The sequence below is a fragment of the Methanobacteriaceae archaeon genome, assembly GCA_013403005.1.
Lineage (GTDB): Archaea > Methanobacteriota > Methanobacteria > Methanobacteriales > Methanobacteriaceae > Methanobacterium.
The window spans coordinates 131,998-155,433 of sequence record JACBOA010000002.1 but is presented as its reverse complement, the minus strand read 5'-3'; the positions used below and the strand labels follow the sequence as shown (position 1 = coordinate 155,433).

Annotated in this window: 16 protein-coding genes; 7 read left to right on the top strand and 9 right to left on the bottom strand. The window is 36.9% G+C overall.

Going from position 1 to position 23,436, the window contains the following annotated elements:
- Nucleotides 1–83 precede the first annotated feature (83 nt).
- The 5 genes from HVN35_03085 to HVN35_03065 all read right to left on the bottom strand — a co-directional run bounded on the left by HVN35_03085 (nucleotide 84) and on the right by HVN35_03065 (nucleotide 3,631).
- Nucleotides 84–524 carry a small multi-drug export protein gene (locus tag HVN35_03085; protein ID NYB51536.1) on the bottom strand — a complete coding sequence of 147 codons (441 nt, stop codon included), beginning with the start codon at nucleotides 522–524 and terminating at the stop codon, nucleotides 84–86.
- Nucleotides 525–680: 156 nt separating this feature from the next.
- Nucleotides 681–974 carry a DUF2769 domain-containing protein gene (locus tag HVN35_03080; protein NYB51535.1) on the bottom strand — a complete coding sequence of 98 codons (294 nt, stop codon included), beginning with the start codon at nucleotides 972–974 and terminating at the stop codon, nucleotides 681–683.
- A 9-nt stretch (nucleotides 975–983) separates the two neighbouring features.
- Nucleotides 984–1,922 (bottom strand): hypothetical protein, encoded by a 939-nt coding sequence (locus tag HVN35_03075; GenBank protein ID NYB51534.1) that lies wholly within the window; start codon nucleotides 1,920–1,922, stop codon nucleotides 984–986.
- A 207-nt stretch (nucleotides 1,923–2,129) separates the two neighbouring features.
- Nucleotides 2,130–3,095 (bottom strand): SPFH/Band 7/PHB domain protein, encoded by a 966-nt coding sequence (locus tag HVN35_03070; GenBank protein NYB51533.1) that lies wholly within the window; start codon nucleotides 3,093–3,095, stop codon nucleotides 2,130–2,132.
- 110 nt (nucleotides 3,096–3,205) lie between these two features.
- On the bottom strand, nucleotides 3,206–3,631 hold the full coding sequence (locus HVN35_03065; GenBank protein NYB51532.1) for an NfeD family protein: 426 nt from the start codon (nucleotides 3,629–3,631) through the stop codon (nucleotides 3,206–3,208).
- A 618-nt stretch (nucleotides 3,632–4,249) separates the two neighbouring features.
- Between HVN35_03065 and afpA the strand changes: the two genes are divergently transcribed.
- Nucleotides 4,250–4,810 (top strand): archaeoflavoprotein AfpA, encoded by a 561-nt coding sequence (gene afpA / locus HVN35_03060; GenBank protein ID NYB51531.1) that lies wholly within the window; start codon nucleotides 4,250–4,252, stop codon nucleotides 4,808–4,810.
- A 601-nt stretch (nucleotides 4,811–5,411) separates the two neighbouring features.
- Nucleotides 5,412–8,795, top strand: coding sequence for a PAS domain S-box protein (locus HVN35_03055; GenBank protein ID NYB51530.1), 3,384 nt, complete (start codon nucleotides 5,412–5,414; stop codon nucleotides 8,793–8,795).
- Nucleotides 8,796–8,922: 127 nt separating this feature from the next.
- On the opposite strand, the gene HVN35_03050 is transcribed toward HVN35_03055, so the two are convergent.
- Nucleotides 8,923–10,848 carry a cation:proton antiporter gene (locus HVN35_03050; protein ID NYB51529.1) on the bottom strand — a complete coding sequence of 642 codons (1,926 nt, stop codon included), beginning with the start codon at nucleotides 10,846–10,848 and terminating at the stop codon, nucleotides 8,923–8,925.
- Between the two features lie 224 nt (nucleotides 10,849–11,072).
- Here HVN35_03050 and HVN35_03045 point away from each other — a divergent pair, with 224 nt between their 5' ends.
- From HVN35_03045 to HVN35_03030, 4 genes are all read left to right on the top strand, one after another.
- Nucleotides 11,073–13,637, top strand: coding sequence for a PAS domain S-box protein (locus tag HVN35_03045; GenBank protein NYB51528.1), 2,565 nt, complete (start codon nucleotides 11,073–11,075; stop codon nucleotides 13,635–13,637).
- Nucleotides 13,638–14,330: 693 nt separating this feature from the next.
- The gene (locus HVN35_03040) at nucleotides 14,331–15,233 is read left to right on the top strand and encodes an AEC family transporter (protein ID NYB51527.1); all 903 of its coding nucleotides are present in this window, start codon (nucleotides 14,331–14,333) and stop codon (nucleotides 15,231–15,233) included.
- A gap of 78 nt (nucleotides 15,234–15,311) precedes the next feature.
- Nucleotides 15,312–15,989 carry a DNA alkylation repair protein gene (locus tag HVN35_03035; protein ID NYB51526.1) on the top strand — a complete coding sequence of 226 codons (678 nt, stop codon included), beginning with the start codon at nucleotides 15,312–15,314 and terminating at the stop codon, nucleotides 15,987–15,989.
- A gap of 127 nt (nucleotides 15,990–16,116) precedes the next feature.
- Nucleotides 16,117–17,520 (top strand): DUF2142 domain-containing protein, encoded by a 1,404-nt coding sequence (locus tag HVN35_03030; GenBank protein ID NYB51525.1) that lies wholly within the window; start codon nucleotides 16,117–16,119, stop codon nucleotides 17,518–17,520.
- 123 nt (nucleotides 17,521–17,643) lie between these two features.
- On the opposite strand, the gene HVN35_03025 is transcribed toward HVN35_03030, so the two are convergent.
- Together HVN35_03025 and HVN35_03020 are read right to left on the bottom strand one after the other, a co-directional pair.
- Complete coding sequence (locus HVN35_03025) at nucleotides 17,644–18,759, bottom strand: DUF1624 domain-containing protein (protein ID NYB51524.1); 1,116 nt, start codon at nucleotides 18,757–18,759, stop codon at nucleotides 17,644–17,646.
- A 61-nt stretch (nucleotides 18,760–18,820) separates the two neighbouring features.
- Nucleotides 18,821–20,269, bottom strand: coding sequence for a PIG-L family deacetylase (locus tag HVN35_03020; protein ID NYB51523.1), 1,449 nt, complete (start codon nucleotides 20,267–20,269; stop codon nucleotides 18,821–18,823).
- A gap of 374 nt (nucleotides 20,270–20,643) precedes the next feature.
- Between HVN35_03020 and HVN35_03015 the strand changes: the two genes are divergently transcribed.
- On the top strand, nucleotides 20,644–22,416 hold the full coding sequence (locus HVN35_03015; protein ID NYB51522.1) for a PAS domain S-box protein: 1,773 nt from the start codon (nucleotides 20,644–20,646) through the stop codon (nucleotides 22,414–22,416).
- 185 nt (nucleotides 22,417–22,601) lie between these two features.
- Here HVN35_03015 and HVN35_03010 read toward each other — a convergent pair whose 3' ends face one another.
- Nucleotides 22,602–23,390, bottom strand: coding sequence for a HEAT repeat domain-containing protein (locus HVN35_03010; protein ID NYB51521.1), 789 nt, complete (start codon nucleotides 23,388–23,390; stop codon nucleotides 22,602–22,604).
- Nucleotides 23,391–23,436 lie beyond the last annotated feature (46 nt).

Genomic DNA, 23,436 nt, shown 5'->3' with positions numbered 1-23,436 from the left:
ATCATCTATTAAATGTTTGGGACACCGGATACCATTATCATATAATAATCAGGGGTTAAAAACCTGAAACATAATCTTGAATGTTATTTAACTATGGATTCAAAGGCTAATAATCCCATAACTCCGGCAACAGTCAAACCAGCACTCCAAAGGATAATTCCCACACTCATCCATAGTAATAGGCGTTCTTTTTCAGTACCTAAAGCTATACCCACAGCAGCGCCCAGAGGAGCTCCAAAAAGAAGTGGTGAAGTTAAACCCAATCCAACCACCCCATATTTATTCCAGACCTTGTACAAACGACTTTTTTCAAGAGTTTTATCATCATGATATTTCCATTGGAGGAAACGATTTCTCAAATTATCTCCCAGAAGGGTTACAACTAATACAGCCACTATGGCACTGGAAGCAGATAAAATAGCAGTAATAATAGGATTGATGTCCATGAGAAATCCCAGGGGTATGGCTAACCATAGTTCAACCACTCCTGCGCAAAAAACAATGATCATGGATTCTAAGTTCATAGTTTCCATTCCGGTATGCTTGGTATAAAAATTCATCCCAGATAAGAAAAGTTTATTTAAAAATCTCCTTAAAAGAACTCTTTTTATTAATTCTTTTTATAAATAATATGAAATATTAATATTAAATGGGTTAAATATTTCTTAGAGATTCAAAACTTAGCCTCTCTGTTCAGTTTCCGAGCCATTATTGCAATAGAAGTTGTAGGTTAATCCAATCTCATACTTCTGTGCCAGGGGACATGTGGGACACAAGCATCCCAGAGTCATGGTGATGCACTCTTGACTTTTTCCAGTGATGCAGAAGATGTTTTCTCCCTTTTCTTTAGCACAATCATTGTAAGTAGGGCAGGTAGGGCAGACACAATCTGCTTCCAGTTCTCTGATTTTATTTGCACGTTCTTCATCATTTAGATTATTTAATTTTTCCATCAATTCTTCAAATGCATCCATTTAATCACCTCAAATCACGGTTATACTCAGGAAAACAAATACCCACCATAGGAGTACTAAAAGGAGAGTGGAGGTCAATGATAACCTTTTATCAGTTTTCATTGCCCTTGAACCAACCATCCAGGTAAATATAATGATCATGATGAGTATAAAACTATTTAGAAGTCCCAGTATATTCAAAGGGTTTTTATAAACTACCCAGGCCCATACAAGAGTTGTAATTATAGTTCCCAGCCATAATACCGGTGTTAATGCACTGCCCACTTTCAGGGTTATTTTTTTCATTTCTTCGGATTTTCTGGATTTCACCATGAGAATTGATAGGGTCATGAGATTCCCCAGTGCCAGAATGATCCCAATAACTTCAAAAAACAGAGTAGAAATCTGTTTGCCGAAGAATTGCTCTTTTAAAAGCGGTAAAGTGAATATGGTTGTGATGGCCTCATGGGCAGGGAAAGATTCTATCTTGCCTATGGCAAGGGTGTATTTTCCCTGGTTCTGGGTGTTAAATACTTTGATGTTATAAGTTCCTGGGGGAACCTGCAGAGTGGCTTCTGGACCTTTAAGGTAATAATCACCTCCAAATTCTTCAAAGTAGGGTTTCCATATGGAATTTGTTCCATTTAAAAACATAACCACATTTCCATTGGCATCTGTAACCTCTGCAGAGACCAGCTCACCACCCTGTCCTGGGCTGGTGGGTAGGAGAAGATTAACATAGAGCTGAAAGGCTTTATCGGATTTTATCTGATAATAAACTGGTTTTCCATTGAGCTCTCCGTAGAATGCTTGGGATATTTCTGGATTATCCACTATGATAGGATTTTCTACAGAAACAGCCCTTCCAACATCTAAACGTGGTTGATGGGCGTTAATTTCACCTAATGATAAAAGCAGGATAATTAGAAAGAAAATAGTTAGAGCCAAATTTTTGTATTTAGAGGCCATGTTTATTAATATACTGTAAAATGCCTAAAATGTTTTTTTATTTATGGTTTAAGGTCATAATTTTGATCATAAATTAAAGAAAAGTATGATAAATAGTTTCAAAGAATTAAATCCAAATTAGAAAATAGATCTAAATATAAAAATCGTTAAAAGGATTTATTCAAAAAAAATTTATAATTGGGAAAAAGGAGATTAGAAAAAAAATTTTTATCCCTGCGAAGGCATTGATTTTCCAGTGGTGCTTTCCTTAATTTTTTTCTCAAGGATTTTTTTAGCCCTTTCATCATCCTTTAAAACTTCGGAAATACCGGCTATGGAACTTAAAATTCCAGTTGCCTCCACTGGTAGGAAAATTTTGGTAGCCTGACCATCGGCAATTTTCTGTAAGGATTCCAGGTACTTGATGGCAATCAAATCATTGGTGGGATCTCCCTGGTGTATAGCCTGGTAAACATTTAAAATTGCCTGGGCTTCCCCTTCAGCAATGGCAATCTCCTGATACTTATCTGCATCAGCCACCTTTTTAATAGATTCTGCTTTACCCTCAGCTTCCAGAATAGCTGCCTGCTTATCTCCCTCTGCTTTTTTGATTTCAGATTGTTTGTAACCTTCAGCTTCCAGAATGGCTGCTCTTTTCATCCTTTCAGCTTTCATCTGTTTGGACATAGCTTCCACAATATCTTTTGGGGGTTCTATACGTTGTATTTCGACTCTTACCACTTTAGTACCCCATTTATCTGTGGCTTCATCCAGCACTTCACGAAGCTGGGTGTTAATCATTTCCCTGGAGGTTAAGGTCTGATCCAACTCCAAATCCCCTATTATATTCCTTAGATTGGTCTGGGCCAGTTTGGTTATGGCTTGATAAAAGTTCACCACATTGTAAACCGCGTTGAAAGGATCTATCACTTCATAGAAGATAACACAATCCACAATCACCACGGTGTTGTCTTTGGTTATAACTTCCTGGGGAGGAACATCCACCACTTCTTCCCTTAAATCTACTTTTCTAATGGTCTCAATGAAAGGGATAATCACAACCAATCCGCTTTCCACTGTGCGCTGGTATTTACCCAATCTTTCCACTACTCCCTTTTCGTAGGGTCTTAATATCTTCAGGCCTTTAAAGGCAAGAACCAGCAGCACCAGTAAAATAATAACTAGGGTAATTATATCCATATTATCTCTCCTATTGTTTATTTCATCTTTAAACCATAATTTTTAATTCACTATGGATTATAATTTATTGATAATATACTGTTCGAATAAGTTAATAATGTTTGTTATTTGTGTACTGGTTCAACCTTTAGTTTAACACTTTCAACCTTCTTCACCGTGATTTTTTCGCCTTTTCCTATTTTCCTAGAGGATACAGCCCTCCATACATCTCCTTCGACTTTCACCACTCCTCCGGTGTCGGGCAGGATGTCTTCAACTACAATGCCCTGTTTACCCACCAGACGATCAGAAACAGCTTTTCTAGGTGGTTCTTTAGTTATTTTCTGGGCCAGAGGTCGGGATATGGCTATTAGTGCGATGGAGATGAGAATAAATGCAATAAACTGCACCCAGGGGTCAAATCCCAGGTAGTTCAGCACGGCTGCTAAGCAAGCCCCCACTCCAAACCACAGCAGGAAGAAACCAGTGGTCAACATTTCTCCTATGAAACAAACTCCTGCCAGAACTATCCATCCCTCTATTCCAACCATGAAGGCTCCTCACACACTATTTGAACCATTTTTTTATAATATTAATTTTTTATAATATTATTATAATCTTTTGTAGGAATAAATCTGTTGTAGGCATGTTGTAAGCATGAATTCTATAAATAGAGATCAATAAATATTTTCCGGAAATTTTTTATTATCAGAAAAACTTCTTTTTGTCCGAATAAACCAAATAATCATATTTGAAGGCTTTAAACAGATTAAAAAACAATGAAAACTTTAATTATGCATTTTAATTATGTGTGGAGGATTGTTCATGAACTGTGGGCTGCTTACACTGGTATGGGTTTCTAGAACTGCATGATAAATGTTAATAAATGATAGATGAGTCTTTTTTTAATTATCATCTTTTTTAGAATTATTTCCTTTCTCTAGAAGGTGATTTTTGATTTTTTTATCCTTCAATATTTTCCAACAAATATAATGGGAGGGAAAGATAAAAAAGTAACATAATAGATGGAATATTCTTTAGAACTTAGTTCTAAATAACAGGCTTATCCTAAATTGAATTGGACTTGAACAGGAGTAAATCAATGAATTAAGTCTATTGAACATAAAAAATTGGATTTAAACTAAGTCGCACTTTAAAGGGGGTTTTATATGAAAAAACCTAAAGTAGCATGGGGAATAACTGGTGCTGGTGATAAAATTCTGGAAACCATGAAGGTTATGAAAAAAATCAATGAAGATTACCAGGATCAGGTGGATATAGAAGTTTTTATTTCCAAATCTGGAGACCAGGTGGTAAAATATTATGGAATATCCAGTGACATAGAAACCAACTTCGATAAGGTTTGGGTTGAAATAAATGCCAACGCACCATTTTTAGCAGGGAATATCCAGTTAGGAAAGTATGTATTTATGGTGATTGCTCCTGCTACCTCTAACACCGTGGCCAAGATAGCTATGAGGATGGGGGATACCCTAATCTCCAATGCAGCCATCATGGGCCAAAAGGCAGATGTACCCATATACATCTTACCCTCAGATGTGGAAGAGGGTGTTACCATCACTAAGCTTCCTGATGGAAAAGACCTGAAGATCACCATCCGAAAAGAAGACGTGGAACACGTGGAAAAACTGGCCAAAATGTATGAAACTTACATAGTAAAGGAACCTAAAGACCTGGTAGGAGTTTTCCAGAAACATTTCCCTAAATAATATCCCCAAAATAACCTCGGGTCCTAATAATAGAACCAGAATAGGAATGGTGATAATAACTATGAATATAGGGAATATGGTGAAATAATACTGGATGATGTTTCATGGAGACCAAAAGCGTACATTTTTTTTTTAGTTTGGGAACCCCATTTTAGGGGTATTGGAGAAATGGGGGTGTTAGTTCCTTCATACTACCACATCCCTTTGTTGGCATCCTTTTTTTATTTGCCAAAAGTCCCCACAGGGCAGAAATGATCTCCAACAACTTCTACTTTGTAACTTACATATAAAACTACCAGGAAACTACCAGACCAAAAAAAGGCGTACCTTTAAATCGAAACTGAAGATATAATTTTTTATGGGTTACATTACTCATCTCGGCTGTATTTTTGATGGAAGTAACCTGCTTGTAATACTCCTGGTTGGGTTAGAGTGAGAGTGTATATCCTTTCACTTTAATCGAAAAATCATTAGTATTTTGGGATTATCTTTAGGTTTATTAGTTTCCTGCAGTAAAATTTGATTTACAGCCATTTTAATCCAGATGCATATATTTATTAGTTTAAATGTTATAATATATTTTTATAAAGGGGGTTATTTGTTGGAAGAAAATGTTATTAATTGGATTGACTTTTTCCAAGCCATTAATCACCCTGCACTTATTTTAGATTCATCACACCATATCTTAGCAGCTAATAAGGCATCACAGAAATATTTGGGATTGCCTGAAGATGAAATTGTGGGAAAGCTTTGTTTTAACCTTATTCATGATGCTGATTCTGATAAAGCACCTTTCTCCTGCCCCCTGGAATCTCTGGTTAAAGACGGCAAGGCTGAAACCGTAGAGATGGAAATGGAAACATTTGGTGGTTATGCTCTGGTTTCATGCACTCCTGTTTTTGATGAAAAGGGTAATCTGGATAAGATCATCCACATAGCCACTGATATCACTCAGAGGAAAAAATCAGAGGAAGCTCTGAAAAGAAAAGAACAGCAGATGTCAGGTTTGATTTCTAACCTCCCGGGTGTGGTTTACCGCTGTCGCAATGATGAGAACTGGACTATGGAATTCATCAGTGAACAGTGCAAAGATCTCACGGGTTATAATCCCTCAGATTTTTTATACAATAAGAAACTAGCCTATGCAGATATAATTCATCCCGAAGATCAGGAAATGGTTTGGAGTGAGGTGCAAAAAGCAATTTCCATGGACAAACCCTTCCAGATCCAATACCGGATCATAACCAGAGAAAATGAAGTAAAATGGGTTTGGGAGAGGGGATTCGCAAACAGGGATGATGAAAAAGATTTATTCCTGGAAGGGTTCATCGAGGACATATCCATTCGCAAAGAATCAGAGAAAGCTCTAAGAGAATCTGAAGAAAATTTCAGAGCTTTATTTGAGAATTCTCCCATGGCAATGGTCACTTATGATAAAAATGGTAATGTTAAATTTTTCAACCGAAGATTCATTGAATTAACCGGATACACTTTGGATGATATGCATTCTTTAAATGGCTGGTTTTCTAAAGCCTACCCCGATCCCGAATACCGGGAACTTATCCAGAAAAAATGGGCCGAAAAGCTGGGAAAAAAAGAAAAAGATACAAATTCTCTGCCTTTAATTGCAGATATTAAATGTAAAAATGGTGATATAAAAACTGTGGAATTTTATGGTGCCACTATGGGTGAAGATACCATAACTATTCTAAATGACATTACCCATAAAAAAATAGCCGAAAAAAGGTTAAAAGAATCCCAGCAACGTTTGAATGATATTATAGAATTTTTACCTGATGCTACTCTGGTTATTGATGATAAGGGGGTGGTAACTTCCTGGAATCGGGCTCTTGAAGAGCTTACTGGTGTTCAGTCAGAGGATATGGTTGGTAAAGGTGATTATGAATATGCTTTACCTTTCTATGGGGAAAGAAGACCTATATTAATTGATTTAGTTCGAAAATCAGACGCAGAAATTCAAAATAAATACAGTTTTCTTGAAAGAGAAGGCAATATCATTTTAGGTGAAACCAAGGGTTTTATTAAGGGTGATGAACGAATACTCTGGGGAAAAGCTGCCCCTTTATATGACAGTCAGGGAAATTTCAAAGGATCTATCGAAACCATCCGGGATATCACTGAACGAAGAAAATATGAGGAAAATCTTCAGAAAAGTGAAGAAAAATATAAAAACATGGTCAAAGAGCTTAAAATAGCAGAAAAGGCATTAAAGGAGAGTGAAAGAAGCTACCGTGAATTGGTTGATAATTCACTGGTTGGTATATTCAAAACAAATTTAGATGGTAGGATCCTATTTGCCAATGAAGCCATGGCTCGCATGTTCCATTATGATAGTGCTGAAGAGTTGAAGGGAATTAACATTATAAAGGTGTACAGTAACCAGGATGACAGATTTAAACTTCTTCAGGAATTGGAAAAAAATGGTAGAGCCACTGATTATGAAGTGCAAGCAAAGGGTAAAGACGGTCAAAAAGTGAATGTGCTGGTAAGTGCCAGTCTGGAAGATGGTGTGCTTTCAGGTATGTTCATGGATATTACTGAACGTAAAAAGTCTGAATTAAAGTTAAAGGAAAAAGAAGAGCAGATCCGTGCTATTTTCAACACAGTCAAATCAGGCATCATGCTGGTGGATAAAGAGGGCGTGATTGATTTTGCAAATCAACACATGATAGAGATGTTCGGATATGAACTTTCTGAGCTTATTGGTATGAGTTATCTGGATTTGACCAGTGATTCAGTGAGAAAAGAAGCAGAAAAGAGCATGTTAACCTTGATTAAAGGAGAAGTCGACTATGTTCTACTGGAAAGACTCTACCGGCGTAAGGATGGGACCATTTTTTGGGGTCAGATATCTGCCAACCGCTTACTTAAAGATGATGGGACTTTAAAAGGGTTGATAGGGGTTATTACAGATATCAGTGACCGTAAAAAGTGGGAAGAAAAGTTAAAGGAGAGTGAAGAAAAATACCGGACAGTAGTTGATACAGCGGGTGAAGTTATAATTTTGTTCGACAACAAAGCCAACATATTGGAAGCTAATCAGAAAGCACTGCAACTTTTCGGGTTTTCAAAAAAAGAACTGGTTGGAAAGAATTTATTAGCTATTGCACCCCAGCTTAAGATTAATTTAAAAGAAGCATTATCTTCATTTAAAGATGTTTTAATGGGTAAAGACATTTCAAAAACTGAATGGAATTTCACTAATCTACGGGGTGAGGAAAAAATTGTGGTTGCCCATTATACTCGCTTGAAAAAGGGAAAGAAAACGATAGGAATTACTCTTTTATTAGAAGATATAACTGAGCGTAAAAAAGCTGAAGATAAAATTAAAGAATCTCTTAAGGAGAAAGAAGTTCTATTAAGGGAAATTCATCACCGGGTTAAAAACAACATGCAGATCATCTCCAGTCTCCTAAACCTGCAGATCAAGTTTGAAGATTTAGATGAGACTGTGGGGGTGTTAAAGGAGAGCCAGGGTAGGGTTAAGAGCATGGCCATGGTTCATGAGAAACTATACCAGTCAGATAGCTTTTCAAAGATTAATTTTAAGGATTACCTCACCAATCTTGTCTCTGACATATTCTATTCCTACAATATTCAAAAGGAAAAAATCGGCCTGGAATTAGATATTAAAGACGTTAATATTGGTATAGACACTGCAATCCCTTTAGGTCTTATAATTAATGAACTGGTAACTAACAGTGTGAAATATGCATTTCCAGATGACAGAAAAGGAAAAATTGGGATTTTATTCAAATATGAAGATGATAGTTACGTTTTGATAATATATGATGATGGGGTGGGGGTTCCTGAGGATATTGAACTTGAAAAAACAGAAACCCTAGGATTACAACTTGTAACTAGTCTGGTTAATCAGTTGGACGGTTCAATTAAACTGGATAGGGTTAATGGGACCAAGTATACCCTAAAATTCAAGGAACTAAAATACAAGGATAGACTGTGAAAAATAAGTTTTTCTTATGAGTTATAGATTTCAATGGAAAATTGTTCCTCTTAATGGGTTGGGGATTGTTTCCATAATTTCTTGTCCTGATAATTTATTCTTATCCTTTATTTCTCTTATTCTCTTTTTAAACAGACACAATGACCAGGTCGTCTTTATGGAGGATAAATTCAAAACCGGGATTTTGAAAGGTTTGAGAACTACGAATCACAGCTAATGCCTCCCCTTCATGTTTTTTAATGAATTCTTCAAGAGTTTTTCCATCCATGTCACTTTCAACGGTTATAGATATTATTTTTGGTTTATTTAAACCATTATTCAATGTGCAAGTGACTGTAACGTTTTTGGAAAGTGTTCTGAACATTTCATAGCCATCTGATCGAATCTCAGTAATGAATTCATCAATTTTTTCCGGGGATAAATGATACTGATCCAATACCCGACTGAAAATCTCAATTGAAGTTTCAAATTCCTCAGGTATCACTTCATCAGCACCTATCTCATGTAATTTTTCCATTTCCTTTATATAACGGGTTCTTACTATGATGTACATGTTGGGGTTAAGTTTACGGGCAGTATCAATCACCTTTCGGGTTCCCACAGGATCAGAAATTGCCACCACCATTACCCGGGCTTCCTTAATGTTAATATTTTTCAAAACAGTTTCATGGGCTGCATCACCAAAATATATTGACTCACCATGAGATTTTTCACTTCGAACGATTTCAGGGTTTATCTCCACTATCACGTAGGGAATTTTTGCTTTATAAGCTGCTTTAGCCACATTTTCTCCATTGATACCAAAACCAACTATTATGAGATGGTCTTGTAAAACCGTTTCTTGAGGGAGGGTCATGGGATAAAATCCGTGTCTGATGCGGTGGGGTAAGGGTAGTTTTTCGGAAAAATCAGAAACACGTGGAGCAAACTCCATTATAAAGGGAGTTAGTGACATGGTAATCAATGAAACATCTAAAAATATCTGGAAGAACTCCTCATTTATGATTCCAAGTTCCAGACCAGTGGCAGCTAAAATGAAAGAAAATTCTCCTATTTGACTCAATATCAAACCCACCAGAACCATGATTCTAAATGATAATCCCAGAAGTCCTGCAGTGAATCCAGAAATTAATGTCTTTAAAATGATTACCATAACTGTTAGCGATATTATTAACGGCAGATTTTGAAGCATTAAGTTCAAATTTAAAAGCATTCCAATGGAAACAAAGAAGAAGCTCATAAATATGTCCTGGAAGGGAATTATATTTCCCAGTGCCTGATGGCTGTATTCAGTGTTGGATATAATCAAACCCGCCAGGAATGCTCCCAGGGCCATTGATAGTCCGATGCTGGATGTAATCCAGGTCACTCCGAAACAGATTAAAATAATGGTTAATAAGAACAGTTCTCTGCTCTTGAAACGGGCAATGTAATGTAAAAGCTCCGGGACAACCCATTTAGTGCTTATGATGGTGAACACAATCAGGCCAGCACCCAGGACGGTTAGGGTGGGCCAGTTACTAACATAAGAAGAATTCACCCCTGCCAGTAAAGGAGCGAGAAGAATGACTAAGACCACGGCAATGTCCTGGAAAATAAGAATACCCAATGATATCTGCCCATGAACACTGTATATTTGATTTTTTTCCTGTAAAAGCCGAATAACAATTGCAGTGCTGCTGAAAGAAACCAGAAAGCCTGTAAAAATGGCTTCGGCTTGGTTAAATCCAAAATTCAGGCATAAAATGTACACAGCCAGTAAGGTAAGTGCCAGCTGCAACGAACCTCCGATAATGGTGTATCTTTTGATCTGGGAAAATTTTTCCAGGGAAAATTCTATTCCAATGGTGAATAGAAGGAATATGATTCCTAGCTCTGCTAAAAGACTGACTTCTTCTGTGGAACTGATTAAACCTAATCCATGGGGACCAGCCAGTAATCCAGTTACAAAAAATGCTAAGATAGCCGGAATTCTAACTTTGCGAAATATTAAGAGCACAATAACTGCCAGGAGAAAAATTATTACCACGTCTTTTAATAAGGGTATTTCCATTGAATTTCCTCGGTAATTATGGTGTTTTTTTTGATTTAAGTTGTTCTTTAATCAAACCTGAATATAATACGGATTTGCTGTTATTCACTATTATTACTTTTTGTGTGTTTTTATTTGGTGAATTATTGTAAGATTAATTAAAGTATTACAAATCTTAGGCGAATGATTATCCCTAAAAAACATAATACTGATTAAGAACATATATTCATTAAGGATGGGGTGTGATGAGGGATGTGAACATTCTTCTGGTTGAAGATGATGCCATTGAGGCTTTGGATATAAAAAGGACCCTGGAATCTTTTGGATATTCTGTGGCTTACGTGGCCAGTAAAGGAGAAGAAGCAGTTGGTAAGGCATTAGAGTTAATGCCTGATCTTGTTTTGATGGACATAATCCTTAAAGGGGAACAGAATGGTATTGAGGCGGCTTCAGAAATTAAAAAACTCAATATACCAGTAATATATTTAACAGCTCATTCTGAGGAAGCAACAATCAAAAAAGCCAAGTTAACAGAACCCTACGGCTATTTGATTAAACCATATGATGTGGTTGAGCTTAAATTTGCCATTGATCTTGCACTTTACAAGTCCAGTCAAGAAAGAAAATTAAAGGAAAGTGAAGAAAGGTACCGGATGCTTTTTGAGAATTCTCAAGTGGCTACGGCCATAACCTCTATTGATGGAAAAGTACTTACTGCCAATGAAAAGTTTTTTAAAATGGTGGGATATAAAGCTGAAGAAATCCATTTGATCGATCTCAAGTCCATGTATCAGGATAAGAGCCAAAGAAACACCATAATTGAAAGATTGAAAAAGAGGGGTAAAGTCAGGGAGTTTGAAGTGCATCTGTTGCGTAGAGATGGTCATGCTTACACAAATTCCATTAATGTTGATTTAATCCATTATCAGGGTCAAGATGCCATGCTGGTGACTGCTGTTGATATCACAGAGCGAAAAAAGGCCGAGGAAAAACTTAAAGAAACCAAAGATTATTTAGATAGTATCTACGAAGGTGCAGAGATACCAATAGCTGTAATTGACATCACTGAAGACAAAAACTTCATGGTAAAAAGTTTTAACGCTGCATTTGAACGGTTCTCTGGAATTAAAAGGAAAGAAGGTGAAGGGAAATCTTTAGAAGTTCTTTTAAAACAAGCCCAAGCTCAACCAGGAGCAGTAGATCATCTATACAGAAAATATGAGGAATGTATTGAAGCAGGTCATAGCATCCAGTACGAAGAATCTGCCGAGTTTGCTGGTGAAAAAAGGTGGTTCATGACACGGGCAACTCCTCTAAAAAATTCTGAAGGAGAAATTTACCGTCTGATAGTTACCCCTATAGAAATTACCTCACAGAAAAAGATGGAAAAAGAACTTCAAAATAGTGAAAAGGAATTACAACTCACCGTGGAAGCGATTTCTGATGGGGTGTGGAAATGGAATTTTAAGACTGATGAATTATACTTCAGCCCCCGATACTATCAAATGCTGGGCTATGACGTCAACGAATTTCCCGCTTCCTTTGAGAGCTGGAAGGCGCTGATCCATCCCGATGACCTTGAACATGCTTTAGAAGTGGCTGAGGATTATCTTAAGCAGAAATCTGATTTTTATGAAAATACATTCCGGCTGCGAACCAAGGACGGTAGTTATAAATGGATAAAAGCCACTGGAAGGGTGGTTGAAAGAGATGAAACTGGTGAAGCCATTCGGATGATTGGTAATCATGAAGACATAACCGTCCACCAGGAATTTGAGAAGTCTTATAGAGAGAATGAAGAATTTCTGGATCAAATTGTGGAAAACATACCCAACATGATTTTTGTAAAAAATGCAGATGATCTTACATTTAAAAGAGTTAATAAGGCAGGAGAATATTTCTTTGGGCGTCCTGCTGGTGAATTGATCGGTAAAAGTGATTATGATTTCTTCCCTCAAAAAGTGGCAGATTTCTTCACCACCAAAGACAGGGAAGTTCTAAAAAAAGGAAAACTGCTGGACATTCCAGAGGAAATCATTGAAACTCCTGATCTGGGTCAAAGACTCTTACATACCAAGAAAATACCCATACTCGATGAGGAGGGTAATCCACAATATCTGTTGGGAATATCAGAGGATATCACGGAAATCAAAAAAGCAGAGAATGACTTAAAGAATTCTTTGAAAGAAAAGGAAGTTTTATTAAGGGAAATCCATCACCGGGTTAAAAATAACATGCAAATCATTTCCAGCATACTTAATCTTCAAAAAAAGTTCCTGGAGGATGAAAAAGCACAAGTTGCGTTAACAGAAAGCCAGAATCGGGTTAAATCCATGGCTATGATCCATGAAAGACTGTACCAGTCCCCGGATTTAACCAGAATAAACATCTCGGAGTACATAGAACGACTGGTATCAGATCTTTATTATACCTATTCTATTTCCACCAAACAGGTTTCCCTGGTTATGGATGTTGAAAATCTTAGTTTAAACATTGAGACAGCTGTTCCCTGCGGTCTTATAATAAGTGAATTAGTTTCAAACAGTTTAAAATATGCATTCCCCCAGGGAAGGGGTGAAATTAGCATTTCCCTCAAAGAATCTGATGAAATGAAGGAATTAATCGTGGGTGATGATGGTGTTGGATTCCCAGAAGAAATTGATTTCGAGAATACTCAAACACTGGGGTTGCAGCTAGTTAATAATTTAGTAAAACAGCTTGATGGCCAAATAAAAATTGAAAAAACCAACGGCACTAAATTCAAAGTTTTATTCAAAGATTTAGAGTATAAAAAGCGTTTGAATTTATGAAGGATGTTTTTATGGCGCGGCCTATGTTCAGGATATTCTGGAAAATATAATAATTAATGCTTTTTTTAAGCCTTTGATGATCACCTGATTTTTGAATGCTTTAATATATTCTTTAATACACGTTTTATAATGAAAGTCAGAGTACTAATGGCAGTCGTCAAAAAATGAGAAAACCTTCTAAAGGAGTTCTAGAAAATCTGAAAGTAGATGTGAACCTGAACAAATTATTTCTCAACTCTTTACTATATATAAGATTTTCACAACCCAAGTTTTGGACATAACCCATATAATGTCCATTCCATAACACATGGCAATTTATCTAGTTTTTTAGCATCCAATACCTTATTTACTGGGTTTTCATACCCTTTTTGACTTTATTATTGTAGCTTTCTCTATGAGTCGATATCTATAAATATACACATCTAACAAGTTTACACTTAGGGTTATTTTTATATCGTGAACTAATGTTATTTTCATTTTGTTCACCAAAATAGTATCTAAAAGACATTATTTAAGTTTTTTAGATATAAAAACCCTTTAAAATCAATAATAGGGCTTGAAAATTAATTTAAAAAACAATACAATAAACACAAAATAAAGCAAAACAATCAGTTTAATCAGTTTAATTGCCTATACTATCAAGTAATACTAATGCCCTATAAATGATAATTTAGTAGTTTTGGATGATATTACATGAACTCTCATGAAACCATCATTGCCATTATTTTAATGATTATTATTGGTTACATCTGCCGTCGAACTGGTTTTCTCAAAGCAGAAGATGCTCGAATTCTTAATAAGATAGTGGTGTACCTGGCAATTCCCTCATTAATATTCCTGGCCATGTACAGTGCTGATTTATCAAATATACAAAACTTTGGAACCATAACTCTTATTTGCCTGTTAGTAGGTATTATATGCGGAATCATAGCTTATGGATTTTCTCGAATTAGAGGCTACTCTTCTAAAACCCGTTGGAGTGTGGTGGCAGCTTCAACCATGTTCAACTCTGGATTTTTAGGATACCCTGTTTGCCTCGGAGTTTTCGGAACAGCAGGATTAGTTAGAGCTATATTTTATGATCTGGGAACAATTATTCTCTTCATCTCCTTCGGGGTCTTTTTTTTAACCATCTACGGTGGGAACTATCAGGATATCATTAAAAGATCAATTCTATTTCCCCCTTTACTGGCAGTTACTTTAGGAGTGCTGGCCAATATCTTCCACTTTCCTCTGGGTTCTTTAGCTACTAGTGTGCTTGATTATTTTGATGGTGCGGCAATACCTTTAATAATGATATCTTTGGGCTTATCTCTGGAATTCAAGGGGATCAAGGAATATTTCGACGCAGCTTCATTTGTTTCAGCCATTAAATTGGTCATATCTCCCCTAATTGCCCTTTTCATTGTATCCTTAGTTGGTCTTTCTGGGCTGGACCGGACAGTGACCATTGTGGAAGCAGCCATGCCTTCAGCCATGTTTACACTGGTACTGGCCATCACATATGACCTTGATGTGAAGGTGGCAGCAGCCTGCATATTCCTAAGCACGGCACTGAGCATGATATCCATCACTGCTTTGATTTTAATGCTTTAAATCTAGTTTAGGAAGGCGTTGAAGTTTAAGTATAATATTAGTAAATTTTACTCTTGAATTGAATATTTAGAGGTCCCTATGAAATTTGAAGAAATCATTAAAGAACTGGAGTTTCTATCCAATCCAGAAGATGTTAAGGGAATGGCCCGTTTTGGAATCCGTCCACAGGATGCGTATGGAGTGAGAATCCCAGATCTACGCAGAATTGCAAAAAAAGCAGGTAAAGACCATTTTTTAGCCAGGCAGCTTTGGGACGCGGGTTACCAGGAAACTATGATCCTGGCATGTATGATTGAAGACCCGAAAAGAATTACAGAAGAACAAATGGATAACTGGGCTCTCAAATTCGACACATGGGCGGTTTGCGATCAGTGTTGCATGAAACTCTTCAGGATGACTCCTTTCGCCTACAAAAAAGTATTTGAATGGAGCAGGAGGGATGAAGAATTCGTCAAAAGAGCTGCTTTCACATTGATGGCAGTTCTAGCAGTGCATGATAAAAAAGCTCCAGATGAAAAATTCGAACAACTCCTCCCTATAATTCAGAGAGAATCAACAGACAATCGCAATTATGTTAAAAAGAGTGTTAACTGGGCTTTAAGGCAAATTGGAAAAAGAAATATTGCTCTTAATAAGAAAGCTATCCGTACTGCTGAAGAAATACAAAAAATTCCTGATAAATGTGCTAAATGGGTTGCTGCTGATGCTTTGAGGGAGTTGAAAAGTGATAAGGTTCAGGAAAGGTTACGTGACTAGTTTGCAGCGATTGAACTATTTTTTTAAACCATCATTTCATGTGTTAAATTTGCAAGTTAAACTTTTATTAGGGTTTGCTGGTTTAAGTAAAATTTTTATGTTAAAAAATTGTAAAAGAACTTTGATGATGGATAAATTAAGGACCATCGAGCCTCAAAAAGCATTTCTTTTCCTGGGAATATTTTTCGGATTGATTTTTTCATTGCTGGTTCCTCCCTTTCAGATTAACGATGAACCAGCACATTATTATAAGGCCTATGTGGTTAGTGAAGGCCAAATCTTACCTGGAAAAACTGGGGGTGTGGCTGGTTTTTATGTTCCTGAGAACCTGGAAAAAACAGTTGCCTCATTTTATCCCATGATTTACCATTCAGAGGTAAAACAAAATGCATCTTCCTATGCTTCAATCCTAAATTTGCCAATATACTCGGGAAACAGGGTTTACGTTCAAAAGGAGATGTACACCCTGGTTTACCCCCCTCTTCCCTATGCTGCAGCAGGTCTCCTTATGGCTGTGGCCAGTATTATGGGTGCCTCTCCACTGGCCCTAATGTATCTGGGACGCATCATAAATTTACTGATCTGGGTCTTAATGGTTTCTCTTGCTATAAAAATAACTCCCGTGCATAAATGGGTTTTCTTTTTACTAGCCCTCATGCCCATGACCCTTTTTGAGGCTGCATCCCTATCAGCAGATAGCTTTAACCTGGGACTTTCATTTTTAACCATTGCATTTTTCTTCAAACTGGCCTTTGAAGAGGAGAAAAAGAAGGTGGAAAATAGGGATTTACTCATCTTACTGGCATTACTTGCCATGTTAGTCTTATCCAAGGTGGGTTATGCCCTTCTTTTAATTCTGTTTTTTTTAATACCTTCCTATAAATTTGCTAACAAAAAGATAATGGTTTCCAATTTTTTGGTTTTAACTCTGCCTGTAGTTCTACTTGCAGGTATATGGAATTATCTGTTTAAAAATCTCTATGTATCCATGCCTCCTGCATGGCAAACTGCATCCATACCAGGCCAGCTAGCATTTCTCAGTGCTCATCCTCTGAGTTTCATCCCCATATTAGGCCACACCCTCATGGAAAAAGGAGGATTCCTGGTGTCTTTTGTAGGTATTTTTGGCTGGAATGAGCTTCCATTACCCGAAATTGTTGTTGCCCTGTATTTAATTGCATTAGTAGTGGTTGCTGTAGCAGATGAGTCACCAATAAAAATAAACTCTAAACAGAGATTAGTGGCATTTATCACATTTTTTACCATGTTTTTCCTGATTATAATCTATGAATACGTTACTTTCACTCCTGTAGGTCTGGATATAATATACGGAGTTCAGGGAAGATATTTCATACCAGTAGCACCACTTTTATTTTTACTATTTTACACCAAAAAGAAACACATCAATTTAATGGGACTTAAAATTAATTTAAGGCTACCTGAAAAGTCTCACATAATAATAATCCTTTTTAGCATCATTATTATTAGTATCAGCCTTTTTATAATCGCGAAAAGATATTACGCTTTTTAATTATCAGTTTGCCGTGCATTATTTTTTTCTCATGAACTTGTTGTTTGTTTAGTGTGTTTGTGTTTTTTTTAATCAGTTTAAATTTAAGATCTGGCTAGATGATGATCTCTGGAAATGGAAATATTATAATTTAATGTAAACCTTTTTTTTATCCATAATATAGGCCACCAACCACCAAAAGGCGATTACAATTATTCCAAAGGCAACTGTGCCTCCGGCAGGTCCCAGAAACTGTGAAAGGAATGGTATGGTGGTATCGTCAATATCGATGTATCCTCCTCCAGGGAGGTAGTAGCGGGGTAAGAAAATTAAAACTCCCAACAACAGGGAAAGTATATAAATAATGAGTGCATTTCGTCCGAAGGGAACAGCAAGCTTCAAAATTTTACCCTTACCTAAAATGTCCATGTAGGCGTAGAGTAAGGCTAGAATTATGGTTGCCAGGCCTGCATTTACCAGTATAAAACTTGCAGTCCACAGTTGCTTGATAAGGGGCAGAACTGGTGATATTAGGAGTCCTATTATAATTGCTAGTATACCGCTGCCTAACAAGAGTTGAACAGTTTTCCATTTATCTTCACTTAATCTTAAAGACCTTCCAAAAACCAAACCCAAGAGAACCATAGCTGTTCCATTTATTGTTGCAATTATTCCCTCAGGGTCAAAACCATCATCAAGTAAGTGTGCAGGACCAAATACTCTTGAATCAACATATCCTGCAATATTATTATTCATATCCAGGGAACCAGCAGGCACACCTGGAGCACTAACTCCCAATAGGATGAAGGTTTGAAAAAGCATCAGTATCCCAGCAGTTAGGAGAATCCATCGACTCTCCAGACGTGCAAATGGGGCGGCAAATAGTGATGAGAGTGCAATTAACTGCAGCACTCCGGGAATCCTGATGGTGTAAAAATCTGGGATTCCATTAACAAAGATTCCAAAACCAAGGGCAACTCCTATGAGGTAGAGTGCCAGCACCCGGAAGATGAAGTGCCTCCACATTTTTTTTGAAGACATTTTAGAGCGGGATGCAAAGGAGTAGGTCATTGAAACTCCTACAATAAATAAGAAAAAAGGAAATACCAGATCCGCTAAGGTTAAACCCACCCATGAGGAGTGTCCTAGCATTTCTGGAGTGTCAGGGTAGAAACTGAGAATATTCACCAGTATCATCCCGGCTATGGTCAGCCCGCGGAAGGTATCCAGTGAAACCACGCGCTTCTTTATGGCTACCATAACTCACCCTTTATAATTTCTATTTAATCCCCTGCAGTATTTTTCTTGTGCAGCTTAGAGTCTAAAATGCACTGGCTGGAAAATCAAAACCCCGCCAGGCCATTATATCAATTGCATCGTTATCTTTAGTGGCAACATCAATACTCATGAGAGCTTCCTGAGTTCCGGTGAAGATGCTTTTGGGAAGTTTAACCAGGATCATGTTTTCTTTTTCTTCCACCAGGGGTGGATCAGAAGGTACAATGCTGTTGTTGGCTTTTGATTCATATTGAGCAACCCCATCCTTAACTTTGATGTCTATTCTTTTCACAGTCTGTCCATTGAACCATCTCAGGTGGAGGTTGTGAATTACATCATCCGGAATATCAGTGCCTGTTTCAACCACCAGGTAAACATACTGATCATCGTAGCTAATACCTGCTGAGGTTAAGTCTTCCACTGAACTGAAAATTCGGGTCTTATAATCAACCCGTTCGTCTTTATAAGATGAACTGGGCATTATCCCCTTTGATAGGTTTCCATTGTCCTTAGCCACAGTAATGTAGGGGTAAATAGCCAGTAAATCATTAACACGGACGAATGATTGCAGGTAGTCACGGGTTAAGTGGATCTGGCTTTTGTGGGAATTAACAGCATCTCTTTTTTTGTTTTCCTCATTTTCAGTGATGCTGAAGTAGGTCCAGTTTGCATCCAGGTCGAATAATTCTCTAGGTGGGATTAACCATTCATGGGGCAGGTAATATTCTGGTTTAGGCCAGTGGAAACCTTTATGAACCAGGTAGGTGTATTCGCTGCCAGTGTAATTGGTTTCCATGATGGCATATTGTGCAAAGAAACTGACTGCCCAGTGATCCGGATGATCATCCCCATCATCTGGGTAAAATATGATGTTGGGTTTAAATTCCTGAATTATGGATTCCATATTTTTAACCACACTGGCTCCAGTGTAGGGCGCATTCTTTTCATAGGCAAATGAGTAGGGTACATGGTCGTACTGGTTATAATCAGTGTCACTTTTGTAGGGATTACCGTAATCCCAGTGGTCGTTTAACATCTTTCTTAGGCCTCCATCAGGATAACCCAGGAATATAATATTGCTTTCATTCAATCCCAGATTTTTAATGGCAGTCAAGGTTTCATTATGCCTCAGTTCGGGTAGGGAAACATTTTCTGTTAGGTTGGTTTTAGTCTGGAATTGTTTGAAAACAGTGTGTGTGTGGGATTTACTGCCATCGGTGACCATGACCACTTTAACTGTAGCATTTTTTTCAATGGCTCTGGCAATGATCCCTCCAGTACCCAGACTCTCATCATCAGGGTGAGGGGCGAAAATCAGGATGCGGTCAGAACTTTTAACATCTGGGGCGGGTTGAAACTTGGAATAAATAGCTTCATCCTCATAATAAAGGAAAATAAGATAAATAGCAGAGATAAGTAACACAATGAATATTAAGATGTAAATAATTCCCTTGCGGGTAATTTTTATTTGAAATAGTTTCTCACTGTCCACACAATATTCCTCCCCATTCTGGCCTCTAATTACTAATTACTAATTTTCAAAATCAATTTTGGTATTGGTCAGTTTTTTTTATCAATGTTCTCTATTCATCCATCACACATTTCAACTATAAATTTTATTCTTAATAAAACTATGCCCAGGATTAATCACTTAAATAAGAATTTAAGGCTATTAAATCAACTATTATGATTTTTTGACGACTTCAAAAGAGATTTTTTCATCTTAAATTTTCGGGAAAAGAGTATCCTTTTGGTGGTGATTTTTATGAAACAGTAATTTATATCAATTTCAGAATTCATAAAGATAGTATAAGTTGGGCAGACATCCATTATGATGTTTACCATGGCTTTTTAAGAGGTGAACTATTGTCAAATATTCTAGTTGTTGAAGATGAAGTTGTGGAGGCAATGAATTTGAAAAAAAGCCTCCAATCAATGGGCTATAATGTGCTACATATTGCATCAAGTGGAAGAGAAGCTATAACGCAGGCCAGAAATTTAAAACCCGATCTGATTTTGATGGATGTTATTTTAGAAGGAGATATGGATGGCATAGAAGCTTCAAAGGTTATAAAAAATTTTAAAATACCAGTTATATTCCTCACTGCCCTTCCAGATGACACTACAGTTCAGCGAGCCCTTTTAAGCGAACCCTACGGTTATTTAATTAAACCCTTTGATAATCGTAAACTCAAAATTGCCATTGAAGTTGCTCTTTACAAGAATGGGATGGAAAAAAAGTATAAAAAGAGCCAGAAAAATTATTATGAAACTATTTTTGAAAACACAGGCACAGCTACTGCCATCATTGAAGAAGATAAAACAATTTCTCTGGTGAATATGGAATTTTCCAACTTCACAGGGTATAAAAAGGAAGAAATAGAGCATAAGATGAAGTGGACAGAATTCATATTCCCTGAGGACATTGGAAAAATGGAGGAATATCACAAACTGCGCAGGATAAACCCGGAATACGCCCCCAGAAATTATGAATCCAGGATCGTTGACCGGGATGGTGTTATCAAACCGGCTTGTTTAACTGTGGCCATGATACCCGACACCAAAAAGAGTATGGTGTCTATTTTAGACATGACAGAACTTGAAAAATCTAAAATCGCCATTGAAAAATCCCAAGAGAAGTTTAAGACTATCTTCGAGAATGCTGCTGAGGCCATCATCTTATTAGATCGCTATGGAACCATTATTGAAGCCAACGACAGAATAGAACATCTTTCAGGATTTAAGAAAGAGGAACTAATCGGCCAAAAGTTCATGAAACTCCTCCCTAAAGTAAAAATAGAATGCAAGAAGGCTTTAAAAGCTTTTAAAGACTTAGTCAGGGGGAATGGATTAAAACAAGTTGAATGGTCTTTGAAAAATAAAGAGGGTGAAGATGTTTTTTTCAGGGCTCATCCCTCGGTTATCAAAAATGAAGATAAAATAGACGGTCTTGTAATAATACTTGAAGATATTACTGAACGTAAAAAGGCTGAAGATAGTCTTAAAACTTCTTTAGAGGAGAAAGAACTTTTATTACGTGAGATACATCATAGGGTGAAGAATAATTTGCAGATCATTTCCAGTCTTTTGAGTTTACAACGACTACAGGTGGATGATCTGGAGACTGCTGATATTCTGCGGGAGTGTCAGGGCAGGGTGAGGACCATGGCCATGGTACATGAAAACCTTTACCAGTCAAAGGACATTCGTAGAGTAGACTTTGAAGAATACTTGAAAAAATTGTTAAGGAATATTTTCAATTCCTACCATGTTGACAAAGGTGTTATAAACCTAAAAATTCAGGTTGAATGCACAGATATGGGTATTGAAACTGCCATGCCCTGTGGTCTTATAATAAATGAACTGGCAACCAACAGCATTAAACATGCATTTCCCCATGGTGAAAAAGGCAATATTCTGGTTAACTTAAAACAGGATAATGATTCATATGTTTTAAATTATGAAGATGACGGTGTTGGTCTTCCCAAAAATATTAATCCCGAAAATTCCAAAAAGCTGGGATTAATGGTTGTAAAAACACTGGCAAATCAATTAAACGCTAAAGTAAAAATTGATAGGAATAATGGAACCAAATACACCTTCAAATTTAAAGAACTATATTACCAGAGTAGAACGTAGAAAAAATAATTTATTCAATCAAAAAATGTTGATTCATCATAAAATCAGATTTAATCTTGTTTAATGGGTTTAAATTTTAAAGAATGTGTATAATATTGATGTATAGTATTAAAGTTCCTCATATTAAATTATAAATGAAATTTAAAGAGGAATTTAAGTTGTATTGATGGAAATTACATTGCGGTTCAAATGTTTTCTTTTAAATATTTTCGAGCCTCTTCAGGGGTTTTAGCACTGAATGGGTAGTTTTCATGCACTTTGATTATGTAAGGGATGATGTCCTCCACAATCTTTTTATTTTCCCACTTTTTAAGGGCACTGGTAACCTTTTCTAAGCATCCTTCTTTGTAGCTTATCTGTCCCAGGACATGAATGATCATTTTCCTCACCTGTGGATTATCTTCATACTGCAATTCTTCTAAAAGGGGTAGAATGTCTTCAGGATGGGTTCTGCCCCTAAGTTCAATGCCATGCACGACTTTACGCCTGATTTCAGGGTCTTTGTCGTGTATGAAAACCTTTGCAAATTCAAGGGTGGGTTGGGGGTTTTTATCACCCATAACTTTCAAGGAACTCATCACCCCATTTCTTACTTTATGATGAGGATCCTTCAGAGCAGTTTCCAGAAAATCAAACACTGCAGGTGCATCCTTTTTCCCTATCTCTCCCGCCAGATACACCGCAGTTTGCCTAACATTCTCATCATCATTTTTCAGAAGGACACTGGTGGTATGGATTATCTTTTCTTTAAACACTTTCTGGTCTTGTGAACTGATCTTCTGGGTGTTGAGTTTCTGACCACGGTAAATCTTTCCTAAAATGTTGGAAACATTTTTTCGAATGTAAACATCGTCATCCGCCGAGTAATAGAGAGTTTTATCCATCTCATCATTTTTAAGATCAGCAATAAGTTCATATTCCATTTTGTGCACAAACTTCCTCCTCTCTTCTTTGTTCATGTCGTAGTATCCCATTTTCTAAAACCTCTGCCAATTATTGGATGTAAAGTTCATTTTAGAT

Excerpts from the sequence above, each read along its gene's own strand:
- HVN35_03050 (NYB51529.1), bottom strand. The coding sequence starts at position 10,848 with ATGGAAATACCCTTATTAAAAGACGTGGTAATAATTTTTCTCCTGGCA.
- HVN35_03085 (NYB51536.1), bottom strand. The coding sequence starts at position 524 with ATGAACTTAGAATCCATGATCATTGTTTTTTGCGCAGGAGTGGTTGAA.
- afpA (NYB51531.1), top strand. The coding sequence starts at position 4,250 with ATGAAAAAACCTAAAGTAGCATGGGGAATAACTGGTGCTGGTGATAAA.
- HVN35_03045 (NYB51528.1), top strand. The coding sequence starts at position 11,073 with ATGAGGGATGTGAACATTCTTCTGGTTGAAGATGATGCCATTGAGGCT.
- HVN35_03025 (NYB51524.1), bottom strand. The coding sequence starts at position 18,759 with ATGGTAGCCATAAAGAAGCGCGTGGTTTCACTGGATACCTTCCGCGGG.
- HVN35_03030 (NYB51525.1), top strand. The coding sequence starts at position 16,117 with ATGGATAAATTAAGGACCATCGAGCCTCAAAAAGCATTTCTTTTCCTG.
- HVN35_03080 (NYB51535.1), bottom strand. The coding sequence starts at position 974 with ATGGATGCATTTGAAGAATTGATGGAAAAATTAAATAATCTAAATGAT.
- HVN35_03040 (NYB51527.1), top strand. The coding sequence starts at position 14,331 with ATGAACTCTCATGAAACCATCATTGCCATTATTTTAATGATTATTATT.
- HVN35_03035 (NYB51526.1), top strand. The coding sequence starts at position 15,312 with ATGAAATTTGAAGAAATCATTAAAGAACTGGAGTTTCTATCCAATCCA.
- HVN35_03010 (NYB51521.1), bottom strand. The coding sequence starts at position 23,390 with ATGGGATACTACGACATGAACAAAGAAGAGAGGAGGAAGTTTGTGCAC.
- HVN35_03065 (NYB51532.1), bottom strand. The coding sequence starts at position 3,631 with ATGGTTGGAATAGAGGGATGGATAGTTCTGGCAGGAGTTTGTTTCATA.
- HVN35_03075 (NYB51534.1), bottom strand. The coding sequence starts at position 1,922 with ATGGCCTCTAAATACAAAAATTTGGCTCTAACTATTTTCTTTCTAATT.